12 protein-coding genes are annotated in these 14,062 nt (G+C 37.2%); 1 reads left to right on the forward strand and 11 read right to left on the reverse strand.

Features of this window, described 5'->3' with window-relative positions; translation table 11 throughout:
- Positions 1 to 186 precede the first annotated feature (186 nt).
- The 5 genes from ACTWP7_RS17395 to ACTWP7_RS17415 all read right to left on the reverse strand — a co-directional run bounded on the left by ACTWP7_RS17395 (position 187) and on the right by ACTWP7_RS17415 (position 5,447).
- A complete protein-coding gene (locus tag ACTWP7_RS17395; protein ID WP_443124296.1) occupies positions 187 to 495 on the reverse strand; it encodes a hypothetical protein in 309 nt (102 codons plus the stop codon).
- Between the two features lie 169 nt (positions 496 to 664).
- Positions 665 to 2,668, reverse strand: coding sequence for an acyltransferase family protein (locus ACTWP7_RS17400; protein WP_443124297.1), 2,004 nt, complete (start codon positions 2,666 to 2,668; stop codon positions 665 to 667).
- A gap of 239 nt (positions 2,669 to 2,907) precedes the next feature.
- The gene (locus ACTWP7_RS17405) at positions 2,908 to 4,893 is read right to left on the reverse strand and encodes an S-layer homology domain-containing protein (RefSeq protein WP_443124298.1); all 1,986 of its coding nucleotides are present in this window, start codon (positions 4,891 to 4,893) and stop codon (positions 2,908 to 2,910) included.
- 57 nt (positions 4,894 to 4,950) lie between these two features.
- The gene (locus tag ACTWP7_RS17410) at positions 4,951 to 5,217 is read right to left on the reverse strand and encodes a hypothetical protein (protein WP_443124299.1); all 267 of its coding nucleotides are present in this window, start codon (positions 5,215 to 5,217) and stop codon (positions 4,951 to 4,953) included.
- Positions 5,214 to 5,447: a DNA cytosine methyltransferase gene (locus ACTWP7_RS17415; protein ID WP_443124357.1), complete on the reverse strand. Its 234-nt coding sequence runs from the start codon at positions 5,445 to 5,447 to the stop codon at positions 5,214 to 5,216. The genes ACTWP7_RS17410 and ACTWP7_RS17415 overlap by 4 nt, the downstream gene beginning before the upstream one ends.
- 710 nt (positions 5,448 to 6,157) lie before the next feature.
- On the opposite strand from ACTWP7_RS17415, the gene ACTWP7_RS17420 reads away from it, so the two are divergent.
- Positions 6,158 to 7,219 carry a hypothetical protein gene (locus tag ACTWP7_RS17420; protein ID WP_443124300.1) on the forward strand — a complete coding sequence of 354 codons (1,062 nt, stop codon included), beginning with the start codon at positions 6,158 to 6,160 and terminating at the stop codon, positions 7,217 to 7,219.
- 131 nt (positions 7,220 to 7,350) lie between these two features.
- Here the strand turns inward: ACTWP7_RS17420 and ACTWP7_RS17425 are convergent, their stop codons facing one another.
- The 6 genes from ACTWP7_RS17425 to ACTWP7_RS17450 all read right to left on the reverse strand — a co-directional run bounded on the left by ACTWP7_RS17425 (position 7,351) and on the right by ACTWP7_RS17450 (position 14,061).
- Positions 7,351 to 7,611, reverse strand: a complete 261-nt coding sequence (locus ACTWP7_RS17425; protein WP_443124301.1) for a hypothetical protein — start codon at positions 7,609 to 7,611, stop codon at positions 7,351 to 7,353.
- Positions 7,612 to 7,845: 234 nt separating this feature from the next.
- Positions 7,846 to 8,658, reverse strand: a complete 813-nt coding sequence (locus ACTWP7_RS17430) for a DNA cytosine methyltransferase (protein WP_443124302.1) — start codon at positions 8,656 to 8,658, stop codon at positions 7,846 to 7,848.
- 388 nt (positions 8,659 to 9,046) lie between these two features.
- Positions 9,047 to 10,078 (reverse strand): GDP-mannose 4,6-dehydratase, encoded by a 1,032-nt coding sequence (locus tag ACTWP7_RS17435; RefSeq protein ID WP_443124303.1) that lies wholly within the window; start codon positions 10,076 to 10,078, stop codon positions 9,047 to 9,049.
- The gene (locus tag ACTWP7_RS17440) at positions 10,053 to 11,429 is read right to left on the reverse strand and encodes a UDP-glucose dehydrogenase family protein (protein WP_443124304.1); all 1,377 of its coding nucleotides are present in this window, start codon (positions 11,427 to 11,429) and stop codon (positions 10,053 to 10,055) included. Before ACTWP7_RS17440 ends, ACTWP7_RS17435 begins: the two co-directional genes overlap by 26 nt.
- Before the next feature lie 48 nt (positions 11,430 to 11,477).
- A complete protein-coding gene (locus tag ACTWP7_RS17445; RefSeq protein ID WP_443124305.1) occupies positions 11,478 to 12,938 on the reverse strand; it encodes a lipopolysaccharide biosynthesis protein in 1,461 nt (486 codons plus the stop codon).
- Positions 12,928 to 14,061 (reverse strand): CapA family protein, encoded by a 1,134-nt coding sequence (locus tag ACTWP7_RS17450; RefSeq protein ID WP_443124306.1) that lies wholly within the window; start codon positions 14,059 to 14,061, stop codon positions 12,928 to 12,930. The genes ACTWP7_RS17445 and ACTWP7_RS17450 overlap by 11 nt, the downstream gene beginning before the upstream one ends.
- Between the last annotated feature and the right edge of the window lies 1 nt (position 14,062).

Raw genomic sequence — 14,062 nt, forward strand, 5'->3', positions numbered from 1 at the left:
CTGACTTATAATATAGTCTATTAACTCTCTCTGTTCTTCTTTTCTAATCAGTTCCTTGTACTTTTTAATATGACCTTCATAACCTACGAAATATTCACTATGATAATCTGGATTATTATATATCTTGATATATTCAATATAATCTTTATTCTTTCTTTTCGCTGAAACCTGTCTAAGTATATTTTTCTAATTATCTTTCCATTTATTAATCCTCGGATTAAGTGGTACTCTTTTATTTGCTTTTTCATCTTCGATTTGCAATAAAAACTCCTCTACCTCTAGTTCGAGACTGATTAACTGTTCTCTATTATAGGAATCTAAGTTTTGAAGTGTTTCTTTTACATGTGTATTAAATCTTTCTCTTCTATGGTGAGGTAGTTTTTTTGATAAAGAACCCTTCGGAATCGCCCCCAAGAGAGAAGGTCCATATTGCTTAATCAGATGTGGGCCGTTTTTCTTCGCTATATCTACTATTGGTTTTACAGGAATTTTCACTATTATATCTCCACCTTTTTTCTTTTAATTATAATGGTGAAATTAGTAAATTCAAACAATTACATTAAATCCCGGTTTTAAGCAATAGAGGAAGGATTCACATGATTACCGCGTACATTAAAAAGAGCACCTCCAAAAGAGGTGCTCTTCCCATAACCATATAATCCGGCTACTCATCATAAAAATGATTCAACGCTTTCGTTACTTTCTCGCCCACATAAGGCGCCAACGTTTTTGCATACGTTCTCGTTAGATGGTGACCATCCTGGTAAACGAGTACATTTCCGATAATCGGCTTACATTCATCCTCATTACAGAATTTATCCGTCAAATCAGCATAGTACACATTGTCGAGATTTAGCTGATCGACTTCATTTGATAAATCCTCAAGGTTATTCTTCGTTATACATTCTTCAGCATTTGGACCGTTCTTATCAATACACGTCGGGATATCAAACTCAGCTCTCGGGTTGTCTTTCAGGGCAAACACGTTGATATCATGTTCATTCAGTTCTCTCCACTGATCGACATAGCCCTCTGGTATGCCTTCCCATTCCGTAGCATCGGCCGGTGTATAAACTAAATCCGGTTGTTTCTCGATTAATTTATCCATCACCGTTTCATTCCACTCAGCGCACGTTTCCTGATCGAGTTTCGTGGTCAATCGATAAGATTCGCTGGAGAACCTGCATGCACTCCGGGTGTAGTTCAATATTTTTATATCATTGTTGTTCGCGTATATTTTCAATGGAGCTAACCAATGTGCACTATGAGAACCCCCAACTAAAGCGATGGTGTATTCCGGATCCTCGACGTCTCCATATTCACACATGATCACTTCTGACTCTTCCATCCCCTGGTGGCACCCATCACCGTAACTTATCGGCACTTCGTCCTTTGCTTGTAAGATGGTGGGCCTAAACGGTTCATCGGTACTAAATTCTTTACCTGGTTCCATCGCCTCAGCTCCGGGGTAATCTGTATTCGTGATTTCAACACTAGCAGAGGCCGCTTGTGTATCTTTTACGTAATACGTCCAGGATCCATTTAAAACCACCACAGGAATAGCGATTCCAAGTAAGATGAGTGCTAATTTCGGTTTAGATTGTATTTTTCTGTTTCGGATTGGTTTCTCTACTAGATTCGTAGTTGCATACGCAACGACTATGGCGAGTCCAATGATTAATAAACCGTGAACGACAGATACGGTCTGATTCCCCGTGATGTTGTAATACAGTACTAACAGCGGCCAATGCCATAGATAAAAACCGTACGAAATCCCGCCGAACTTCACTAAAGGTTTCGCACTGAGGAGATGATGGACGCCAAGCTTTCCACCACTGTTTCCCGCGATTAAAATTAAAACGGCACACATCACCGGCCAAAGAGCCGCATAGCCGGGAAAAATCGTCCCCACCTGTAAGAGCAGTCCGCAGGTAACTAAGCCAAGCAGCCCGATCCAGCCAGCCACTACGCTCATCCATTTATTAAAAGAAATATGGGCAATAAGCAAGGAAAGTATTCCGCCAGCGGCAAATTCCCATACTCTCGCAAACGTATCAAAATAAGCCCACGGTTGATTAACGCCCGTCATATACACGGAATAGCCAATGGATACGACAAACATCCCGATTAAAGTATAGAAAAATAGAACTCTAATATTCTTATTTAATTTCCTTGCAATCCCTATTACAGTTAGCAGTACTAAGGTCCAAATGATATAAAACTGAAACTGGGTACTCATCGCCCAGAAGTGCTGCACAGGACTAGCGGCGTTATTCTGCGCCAAATAATTAACTGAATTACTGGCCAGCTGCCAATTCTCTACATAGATTAAAGAAGCTGCGACTTCTTTAATAATGGTTACCCATTGCGTTTGAGGTAAGAAATAAAAACTCGTAATAATGACAAATGCGAGTACCGCAAAGGCTATTGGAAATAACCTCTTCCCTAGTTTAAGGAGAAATCCAATGCCGTCAACTTTACCCGTTCTTTCATACATATTTAAAAGCGATGTTGTTATTAAAAATCCGGATACAACGAAGAACACATCCACTCCACCTGAAACATTTCCCAGCCAGATGTGGTACACGGCAACTAATAGGGCAGCTATCGCGCGTAACCCTTCAATCTCCGGCCTAAACTTCCTATTCGTCTCTTTGGATAGATTCATCTAAAGCCTCCGTTTTAAGTGAAATACCGACACATATTTTACCATGAAACGGTGGGGAGATGTTATATTATACCTTATTTTATGGATATCTGACTGCTTCTTTCCTATTCGGGGTTACCGTTTTGGAATATCCAATTTCAAACTTATGTATCTATATGTTTACCAATTAGATCGTTTAATTGATAATAAAGTGTTTTATTTAAAAAAAACAAACCCAGCTAGGCCAGGTTTGTTTTTCTCTAGCGGATGGAAAATTCATACTCAAAGGTGTCTTCTCCATCTCTAATGGTGTATTTTAATTTATTATCATTTGTAGTCCTTAGACCGCCAAAATTATAGGAAATACTGAGGTCGAATTTTTCCATATAACCTATTTCCGTATCTATTCCATTATTCTTAAGCGAACTATTGATGTACACAGATTTCACCTTATTGTTTTCATAGATTTCTATTTTTTCAACCGTTACGTTTCTGTGACTATAGTTATTGAAAGAGGTATTCACTTTTTTAATAACGTTGTTAATAGTTACAGTTCCGTTGCTAAATGTTAGGTACGGCTTGTTTCTTACGGTAATCTGACTTGTTGCTGTTTTACCTCCGGCTGCTTTAACCGTAATCGTTGTCTGACCATCTTTAATGGCGGTTACGAACCCATCTTCTGAAACTGTCGCAACAGAAGGATCACTGGAACTCCAGGAATAAGCCATTGTAGGGAGTTCTGGTGTAACTGTAGCGTTTAACTGAACAGTAGACCCTGGTTTCAATTCATCACGTGTTTTATTAAGAGAAAGATAACCCTCGTTAAAATATTCGATCATCTTTTCAGCTTGTTCTAACTTCTCAATTCCTTTTATAGAAATAGATGAATCCATGGCCAACGCTTCCTCTACCAAGGTACGCGCTGCTACTACCACTTCTTCATCCTCAGGATTAATGTCATTTGGAAGCTCGGCTATGGCTTTCTCCGCAGCTTCTATGGCAGGAGTTATTGCATCGTAGTTCACTATCATCTTGTATCCTTCATCCTCAACCTGGAAAGAAACTTCATTATCTCCATGCTTCAGAGCGGTTTCCAAAGTGATATCTGTAATGGTGCCATTTGGCAAAGTAACATTTAGATGTTTACGATCTTTAGCTTCTACTTCTGCCACCTGGTCTTTAACCTTAACCGTTACAACGACAGGCTCAGATTCATTTCCTGCTTTATCACTTGCCTGGTAGGTAATTGTATAAGTGTCTGAACTGTTTGTATCCAATTTTTCTACTTCTTCCCCACTACTATTCTCAATGCTTGTAAGCACTTCTACATTTCCATCTTCATTATCTGCAGCGGTCACTTGTGGAAGGATGAACTCCAATCCCGCCTGGATATAATAGCTAGAAAGCCCTTCAGAAGATAACACTGGGGCTTCTGTGTCTGGAGCATCGTAATCCAAGGTGACCTCAAAAACTTTACCTTTATAAGTGAAAGATAATTCGTTTTCTCCATCTTTCAACGGCTCGTCTAATTCAATAGTTGTTCGGGTATCATTTGTAAATATAACAGTGATTTTGTTTGCATTTTGCGGCTCGATTTCATCAATTTCCAGGAAACGAGTTCCGTATTTAGATTCTGTATTATAGGATAGTAAAGCAAAATCTGCACGTTTCATTGGGGCATTGGGCTCAAACGTCGTTGGCGTGGTTCCAGATATTAAACCGTGTGAATATAAAACTTTGATGGAGTGAGTATACCATACATTATACTTTACATCCGTAAATGGCGTTTCTCCATCGCCTTTCAATTCCAGGTTATATCCTTCTACAATAAATCTGGCAAGCATGGCTCTAGTAATTTTCTCATTAGGACCAAATTTCTCTTCACTTATTCCAGAAGAAATTCCTTCATCAACCAAGGCATTAATGGCCTTAGAGTACCAGACCCCTTGTTTAACATCTTTGTGGTATGTAGCAGGTACATCCTCAGTATTAAGGTTAAACAGATCAGCTAAGATTATCGCAGCTTCTGCTCTAGTTATATGATTTCCAGGTTTAAAAGTCCCATCCTCATACCCACTGATAATTCCTTCTCCAGCCCAAGCCTGAATAGGCTCATAATAAACCGAACCTTCTTTTACATCTACAAACTCTTTGGATGCAGCTTGAACTGCTTGAAATGGTGAAAGAACCCCCAGGGTCATAACGAGTAGTAAAACCATCCAATTTAGACAAAACCTACTTTTCATTATAAAAAACTCCTCATTTAATTTAATTTTTGGTAAAGAAGATAGCATTTGAACCCATTATTCCATGTGTACTTTCCTAGATTTAGCTGGGATAAGGGTTAAGCTACTCAAGATGACATCTAAATCATGCCATATATCCATTCGTGTGATTTGTTCCCTTTCAAATATCCCATCTCCATCCTTCCCTTCTCTTCGGATGCATTCTGTAACCAATTTTCCATCATCGTTGATGGTTACATATTGAGGGTACATGGTCTCCCCTTCTAAAATATCTCCAATTTCGATTTCCTGTCCTTTAATAAAGTGATTGGTTTTAAGATTCATTGTTCATTCCCCTTTATGATATTTTTGGTTCCTATAGATTGTAAAACGACTTGAGAAAAAAAGGAGAAACAAAGAATTTCCTTTATGGATCTATCCATTTCAACAGCGTACTGTATGTCATATCCACTTTCCTTGAACCCTTGGTCCATGATACCCGCTCCAGAGAATAGACTAGCTACCTGTAAAGGGATTTGTACATTAGACAGGGCGTCTTGAATATTAGATACAATACTACTTGATGTACTTGATTCATCAGCAACCTCCCAAGAGAAATCCTCGAATACACAGCTCTTATAAGTCTTGGTATATAACTCAGTTCTATCTTAGTACTTTCCGTTTCTATCTTAATTGGAAAAGCTAAGATGTAAATCACGGAGAGGACCGTTCCATCATTCTTAGTGGTTTCCCCCTGTTTTCTCAATGGTTTGGTTCGTTATCCAATCGATTGCTTCATCTTAAATATCACTATTTATATCTTAAGTGTTTTCTTAATGTCTTTCTAAGATGTATCCCCATAACCGGCTTTGCCGGAAAAAAAGGTCGCCCCAATCCTCATGTTTTCCCTATGTTTTCCCTAATGTTAAAAATTTGCACCTTTCAGTACCCCCGTTCCAATCATTGATTTATATAGTAGTTATTCAAAGAACCCCTTATTGAACAAGTGACCTTCTATTTTCGAAGTTACTCCCATTGATTTCTTTATAACTCCAATTAGCGGCACAATCACCCTTGTAGTAGATAGGAATCGCATCTAATCAATGAAGGCAAAAACATACAAATGCGCGAGAGGAAGAAGTTATTCGCTTATTCATACCTACAATTCTGAAAATTCAATTAATGTTACATGAAATTTATGGTAAACTTAAACCATCAGCAACACTAGATGGATACACCACCTAAGAGAACGAATAACCAAATCATACAAAGAGGTGACCCTTAGGTGTCTAAATATAAAGACCACGACTTCTTGTTTAAGCAACTCTCAAAAATTGCTCCCGAAGGATTAGTTCAGCTAACCTTTCCAGATTTATGTGAATGGTTGGACCTTTCAGAATCTATAATGGTGACAGAAGGCATAAATGATATGGCCCACATGCACAATCAACTTTTTTACGATACTGTATTACTTTGCCCTCCGAAAGGAAATACTGATGAAGGTAACTCGAACAGCGTCTTTGTTGTCCATATTGAGTTTCAATCCTATCGCCAAGGGGAGTATCATGATAAGTTCGCTCAACGGATGTTTCAATACTTCTGTCGTCTGTATGGTTTGTACGGAGATTACTTTCCTTATAAAAGGGAATACAAGGAGTACAAAGGAAATAAAGTGGAGTATATACCATTAGCCATTTTATCCGACAGATGCCCGGTAAACACTCCTGACGAATTTGTACTCGGTTCGGTAGAGGGCGAACTACCGTTTGTTTCCCAGTACCATTATAGAAAGAAACATTTGAAAGATTTCGAATGGAGAGAAACCCTGCTCCAACGCGCTGACAACCTTGCTGCCATCGCTCTAGTAGGGAAGATGAAGCACCATGAAGAAGAAAGACCACTTATGAAATACCAATCTTTTTATATGTTGTATTCAGTACATGACCCTGTGGAAAGCACCAAAGAGGTTATACTAGCTTTTATTGATGAATACCTTGAATTAAATGATGAAGAAGAAGAGGTTTTTGAGCAACACTTGATAAATCTCATGGATTCTGATGACCCTTTAGGAGGTAGAATCATGGAAGAATATAATGGTTTCAAGACCAAGTGGGGACGGATGGAAGCAGTTAATGAGACTAAAAACCACATTGTGAGTTTAGTTGCAGCTATCCTTGATGGATACACAGAAGAACAAGTAAGGCATGAATTAAACACAGAACTTGCCCACATTGACTATAAGAACCGCGAAGAAGTATTTCAAGCCATAACAAGTCAAATTAAAACGCTTCGTTCCATCAACGAGGTAAGAGAAGCCATGGGCAATGTCTTTAACTTTGCCTGGTAAAATACCGATAACAAGAGAATCGCACGGCACATAAAAAAGCCAGTATATAACTACTGGCTTTTTTGCTTATAATTTCTTACTTACAAAAGCGACAATCTTATGGATAGTAATTTGCTGTAATAATACATGATTTATTTCGGGAAACGTTGTCCAATATCTAAAATGTCCTGTGGGTTGAATATCCCTTCAATTTCCGTATCATGACCTTCGTACAAATCATCATTATCATCATTTTCTGGAGGGAAGAATACCGTTCCGTTTAACTTCACTTTGCCTTTCCTCATTAAAACAGGAATCGTTTCGTCTGGTTTGTTCCTTAATTGAACAATTTCCTCTTCGGATAAATTAATAAAGTTTACGCCCGCTTCTCCCCATGCTTCAAATGCACTCATTTAAATCGCTCCTTTTATATTGTTTTCAAAGACTTTCATCTTTGCCCTTAAATGATAATGCATTTCTTTCATAAGCGATAAAAAAACCCATAATTCCTCGAAGCATTCATATATGATTTGGCTAAGGGGGCGGGGAAGTGATGATATCTTTAAGCATCTTCACTAATCCTTATTGAAACCATATATAAAAAAGCCAGTAAATAGCTACTGGCTTTTTTGCTTATAATTTCATGTTTACACTAAAGCGACATCTTTGTTTCTGATGTTGAATTGCGTTATCGCTTTTTTAACCACATTACCTATCGAGCGTGCCATATCCACTGGTACTGAATTGGCAATTAGTTGCTGCATAGCATCGAGACTACCTTTAAAGGCAAAGCTATCAGGTAATCCGAATAGTCTGGCGCATTCTCGAATAGTAAGAGAACGATTTAGAATAGGGTGTGTAATATTCGACTTCCTTACATTTGTTATCGTAATCGATGGTTCATCCATCACTAAACGACGATACACTGAACTATGTGGACCACTTCCTTCTTTCATCTTGCTAGTCTTAAGTTCTTCGGGGATGGCTTTCCAGTTTTCACCCGGACGAATGCATTCCATCCTATCAATCGTGCTTTGTCTTGGTATGGAGTAATCAATTTGGTTTTCAATATCGTCCGTGATTCCATCAAATGCCTCTCGAACACTCATATAGTTCTCAGGAGTAACTTCTGGTTCAGGTAATTCAATTTTACCTATTTTCGAACCAATAAAGATAGCCCTCCGTCGCAATTGAGCCGAACCGTAATCATCCGCTGCTGTTAATATACCAGACGTGATTTCAAAATCACTAAGAGCATCGTAAATTTCATTTCTAAACTGACCTTCTCCAGCACTAAAGATTTGTGGGACGTTCTCAAGAACGAAGACCTGGCAATTCTCATTCGCCTTAATGGATTTGATGTATTCCTTAACAAGCTTGTTGTTAGGGTCATCCAAGTAATTCTTTCCTTTCTTCCTATTAGAATTACTAAACCCTTGGCAAGGAGAACCTCCAATCATAAGGGAACCTTAGGGATTGTACTCTTATCTAGTTGAGTAATATCCATATTCTTAACCGTTAACATCATTAAACTGACAATCCATTTCTTACTAAACTTTTTCATTTAATTCCTCCTTAATACATTTAGACTAATCAATACAAGTGTTTTTTATAGGTATAAAATCTTAATAATTTACCATAACCAACCACCTTTTGGTAGATTTTTAATATTATAAATTTTAATATTTTTAGAATGTTAATGTACCGGGTATGAGACCTTGATCTTCATATATTTTATATGAACATATAAAAATATAAATTATAATAAAAAAAAGAGTAACACCAATTCGAAAATATTGGTGTTACTCCATCCTAATTGTCTAACTTTATGGTGTCAGTCAATAGAATTTACTTCTTATTGTAGTAATCCACATACCAGTCAGCAAACTTCTGCAAGCCATCCTGAATAGTCGTTTCCGGCTTAAACCCTACAGCTTCTTGTAGTTGATCAGTAGAAGCATAAGTAGCAGGTACATCGCCTGGCTTAATAGGCTCATATTCTTTCTTAAACTCAATATCTTCTCCTAGAGCATTACTTAGTGCTTTTTCTAATGATTCAATAAACGTCATTAGCTTTTCAGGACTGTTGTTACCAATATTGAAAACTTTATGCGGAGCACCTTGCTCTCTATTCGGCTCATTGCTCAAAAGTCGCTCAATTCCAACTACAATATCATCGATATAAGTAAAATCACGGTAAAGATCATTTTCAAAGTCACCATTGTTGTAAATCTTTATAGGTTCCCCTGAGAAGTATCTATCTGTGAATCCGAAATAAGCCATATCCGGGCGCCCCATAGGGCCATATACTGTAAAGAATCTTAAGCCCGTTGCAGGGATATTGTAAAGATGGCTATAGGTATGAGCCATCAACTCGTTCGACTTTTTAGTCGATGCATATAAGGACACCGGATGATCAACAAAATCTGTTTCTTCAAAAGGAACCTTTTTATTCGCTCCATACACAGAACTAGATGACGCGTAGACTAAATGATCTACAGGGTTATGACGACAAGCTTCTAAAATATTATAGAAGCCAATGACATTGCTCTCCATGTAAGCATCTGGATTCTCAATAGAATACCGTACACCAGCCTGGGCTGCCAAATTAACAACAATATCGGGTTGATAATCTTTGAAGACTGAATCAATAGCTTCCTTATCTGCTAAGTTTTTCTTAAGGAATGAAAAGTCGTCATACGGTTCCAGTAAACCTAGACGTGTTTCTTTAAGTCCTACATCATAATAATCATTCATATTATCAAGCCCGACTACCTTACACCCTTCCTCAAGCAGTTTCTTCGAGAGGTAATAACCAATGAAGCCAGCTACGCCGGTTACAAGATAAGTTTTATTAGGATCTAGTGGATTGTAGCTCATATGCTTCTCCTCTCGTCACTTCCACTCTCCCTGGTTCTCTACCAACTGAGTGGTACTCTACCTTAGCCTTTTTCATTTCTTCGATATCATAGATATTCCGGCCATCATAGACTAACGGTGTACGCATTAAGCCACGGTACAGCTCTGGAGTAACAGCTTTTACTTCGCCCCATTCCGTAAACACAAAACAAACATTAGCATTTTCTAATGCTTCTTCTACGTTATTAACATACGTAATCGAACCCTGACGGTTAGGACCTTCGGGATAAACTTTTGCAAAGTTGTCTGCTCCTACTGGATCATATGCATAGATCTCAGCACCTTGATCCAATAGTAAAGGTACATTATCAAGTGATGGCGATTCACGCAGGTCATCCGTTCCCGGCTTGAAGGTTAAACCTAAGACTGCAACTTTAAGACCATTAAACGTAATCAATCGATTACTTGCTTTCCTATAAAGGGAAGTTTTTTGATTTTTATTTACATCAATAGCTGCCTTCACTGTCTTAAGCTCATAGCCATTTTGCTGAGCTAAGTAATCAAGAGCTTGTGTATCTTTCGGGAAGCATGACCCTCCAAAGCCGATACCAGCATTCAGGAACTTCGAACCAATACGTTCATCGTAGCTCATACCTTCTGCAACATCTTTAATGTCTGCGCCAACTAATTCGCAAAGGTTCGCGATATCGTTCATATAAGAAATCTTCAATGCCAAGAAATCATTAGAAGCATACTTAATCATTTCAGCCGATCTACGGTTCACAGAAACTATTGGAAGATTGAAAGGTTCATAGATTTCTTTCAACATTTGTTCAGCCCACTCTGTCTCTGTACCAATAATAATTCTTTCCGCATGAAGGGTGTCATGAACAGCAGACCCTTGAGCAAGAAACTCTGGGTTAGAAGCTACTTCCACATTTACGTCGTTAACTAAGAAGTCCTGGATGAATTGTTCCACTTTATCATTAGTTCCCACAGGTACTGTGGATTTCACCACTACTAGACAATCTTTTTCTACAGATTCAGCTACTTGTCTAGCGACGGTTGCTATATAGGAAAGATCCGCAGACCCATCGACCTTCTCGGGAGTCCCAACACCGAGAAACACAGCTTCAGCATCTTTATATGCCGATTGATAATCTGTAGTGTAATCAATTCGACTTGCAGCATGATTTTTCTTCATAAGTTCTTCCAATCCTTCTTCAAAAATTGGAGAAACTCCAGATTTCAGAAGTTTTACTTTGTCCTCATCAATATCTACACAAGTAACTTTGTGCCCCATTTCAGCAAAACACACGCCTGCAACTAAACCAACATATCCCGTTCCTGCAACTGCGATTTTTTTATACATTTCTTCACCTCAAAATGAATTTATTATTTAATCTTAACAGGAAAAATACTAAAACTTCTTTTCAATAATATTAGACCTTATACTTACTAATTCTTTTCTTACGCTGGAAAATAGTAATAATACTCCAAAGTACACAAACACACATAAAATGATTGATATTACACTCCAAAATATATTGTTACTTAAAGTTGTTAGGTAAAAACCAAATCCACCCATCAGAGTTACTGCTATTAGAGAAGGAAAAATATTTTTGAAAGTCTTATAAACTGATATTTTCATTATTATTTCCATTATCATTAAATGAACCGCAACAAATTGAAGTCTTATCAGAGACCTTGCAAAAACCAGTGGCCAAAATCCGTATTTAGCAGATATTATACATGTCGGCACTAAAAATATCAGGTGAAGAACTTGCGCATTAAAAGATAATTTAGGCATCCCTTTTGACCTATAAACCTCACTACAAAAGTGTCCAAATACTATCATAATAGAGCTGCTTAGAGCCCACAAACCTATGACGCCTCCTGCATCTTCCCATTGGCTCCCTAAAAGTAAGTCAGCAGCTAAATCTCTATATATAAATACGCCCACACCTATAGGTAGAACTAACATCGCTATGTATTTTTGGAATTTAAAGAACATGGATTTAAATTCATTTTCATTATTTTGTAATCTGGAAAGCGTTGAAAAAAGTATAGGAGCAATGGTAGCAGTAATTAAAGCCAACAATGAATTAACCATAATTGTAGAAGTTTTATATATCCCTAAATAATATTCATTTAAATAGTAACCAATGACAAACGCATCTACCCAGGCTGTAAGCCATATTGAAAAAGCTTCTATCAGAGACCATAGACTAAACGACATCATTTCCTTTAGCGTATTAATGTCATAAGAAAACTTTGGCTTCCATTTAGATTTAAATGTAAGTAAGAATGCATTACTTACATGCATACTGATCGTACCTATAACCAATGACCAGTAGCCATAACCTAAAAGGGCTAATGGTATAGTAATTACAAATGGAATTAGAATCGCGAATATTCTTATTCCGAATAGTGTTCTAAAATCAAAGTCTCTTCTGTATAAAGCTAATTGAGTGCTTGAAAAAGAAGTTAGAGGTAACTGCACACAAGCAATTGCTATCACAAACCCCAACCCCGGGTTTCCAACAGCTCGGGCAATTTCCGCACTAAATATTACTATTAAAGCCCAGATTAACAGAGAAAGTCCCATATTTGTCCAAAAACTAACATTAGCACTCTTCTTTTTTTCTTCTTCCGTCTTAAATTCTTTATGAACAAGATATTTCTGAAATCCGGAATCAGTAAACATCTCTACAAAGCTAGTGATCATAGTAATAGTAGCAATAATACCAAATGCTTCAGGTGTAAGTATACGTGCCAGTATAATATTTGTTAGTGGAACAATTAATTTAGCAAGTACTTCAGTTATTGTTGACCATTTTGTTGCACTAAATATCTTACGTTGCAATTTCTCAGCTTCCACCCCAAGTGTCTCCTTCTAAACCTTTTAACAATAGCTCCCTATGCGCTTCACACTCTATATAATTACGTATTTGATTTAACTTGTCATTACTGTAACGACTTTTTAGAATAGAATTTTTCATTAGCCTTCGATCAAGTTTCGTTTTTAACCTTCCATGTCCTACAAATGTTCTTAAATATTCCTCTATTTTCTCACTCGCAAATTTTTTATACTTTTTTTCTATAAAGCCAATTTCTTTTATTTCCTCTGATCGGTAATAAAAATTATTTAATATTTTCTCAGCCTCATTATTATTAGCTAGTCTTACCAAGTTATTCTTTTTCACAAAAGGAACATATTCAATATTTAACGAATTATTAAGCTTTAATTTAATTAACAAACTAGTTTTCCAAAAATCGCTTTCAGAATTATCAAAAATAAAGTTCCCTTGACCATAGATGATTTTAGAACCTAGGTAATCTTCATAACACCCTATACAATGGCTATGCTGAGTAATTACTACATCGGCACCTTTCTCCACCATTTTTCGACAAATTTTCTGTAATAGAGGAGAAGGGTATCGATAATGTTCTTTACCACCATGAAATAAAACTATGACATAATCACATTCTTTCTTAAGCTCTACTATATGGTCTAGACTTTCTAATGGATCAAATGGATTTGCCCCAGGGTCCGCTTTTGTAGCGATCGTAAACTCGTGCTCAGCACATGTATAAACCCCCACTTTAGTATTTTCTTGATTAAATATATAAGGAGCTTTAGCTATTTCTAGGTTATCCCCTGCTCCTATATGAGAGATAGCATTATTTCTCAGTATATTTTCAGTTGATTTTAAACCATTATTTCCTTGATCTAAAATATGATTATTAGCTAATGTAATTAATGAAGGTTTTAAGTTCTTTATCCCTGAGATTGCCTTTGTACTGGAAATTAAATTAGACCCACACTTGTTTATAGGTGTTTCATGGTCAACAAGCGGTGTTTCCAAGTTAAATATCCTATGTTGAACAGATTCCCATTTTGATAGCAAATCCTCACCTAATAATTCGGTCACATTACCTTTTTCAAACAGATTCATATTTGAACTAGTAGGTACTAAATCCCCACCTATAATTATATCCATT

This window comes from Halobacillus sp. B29 (assembly GCF_052246755.1).
Lineage (GTDB): Bacteria > Bacillota > Bacilli > Bacillales > Halobacillaceae > Halobacillus > Halobacillus halophilus.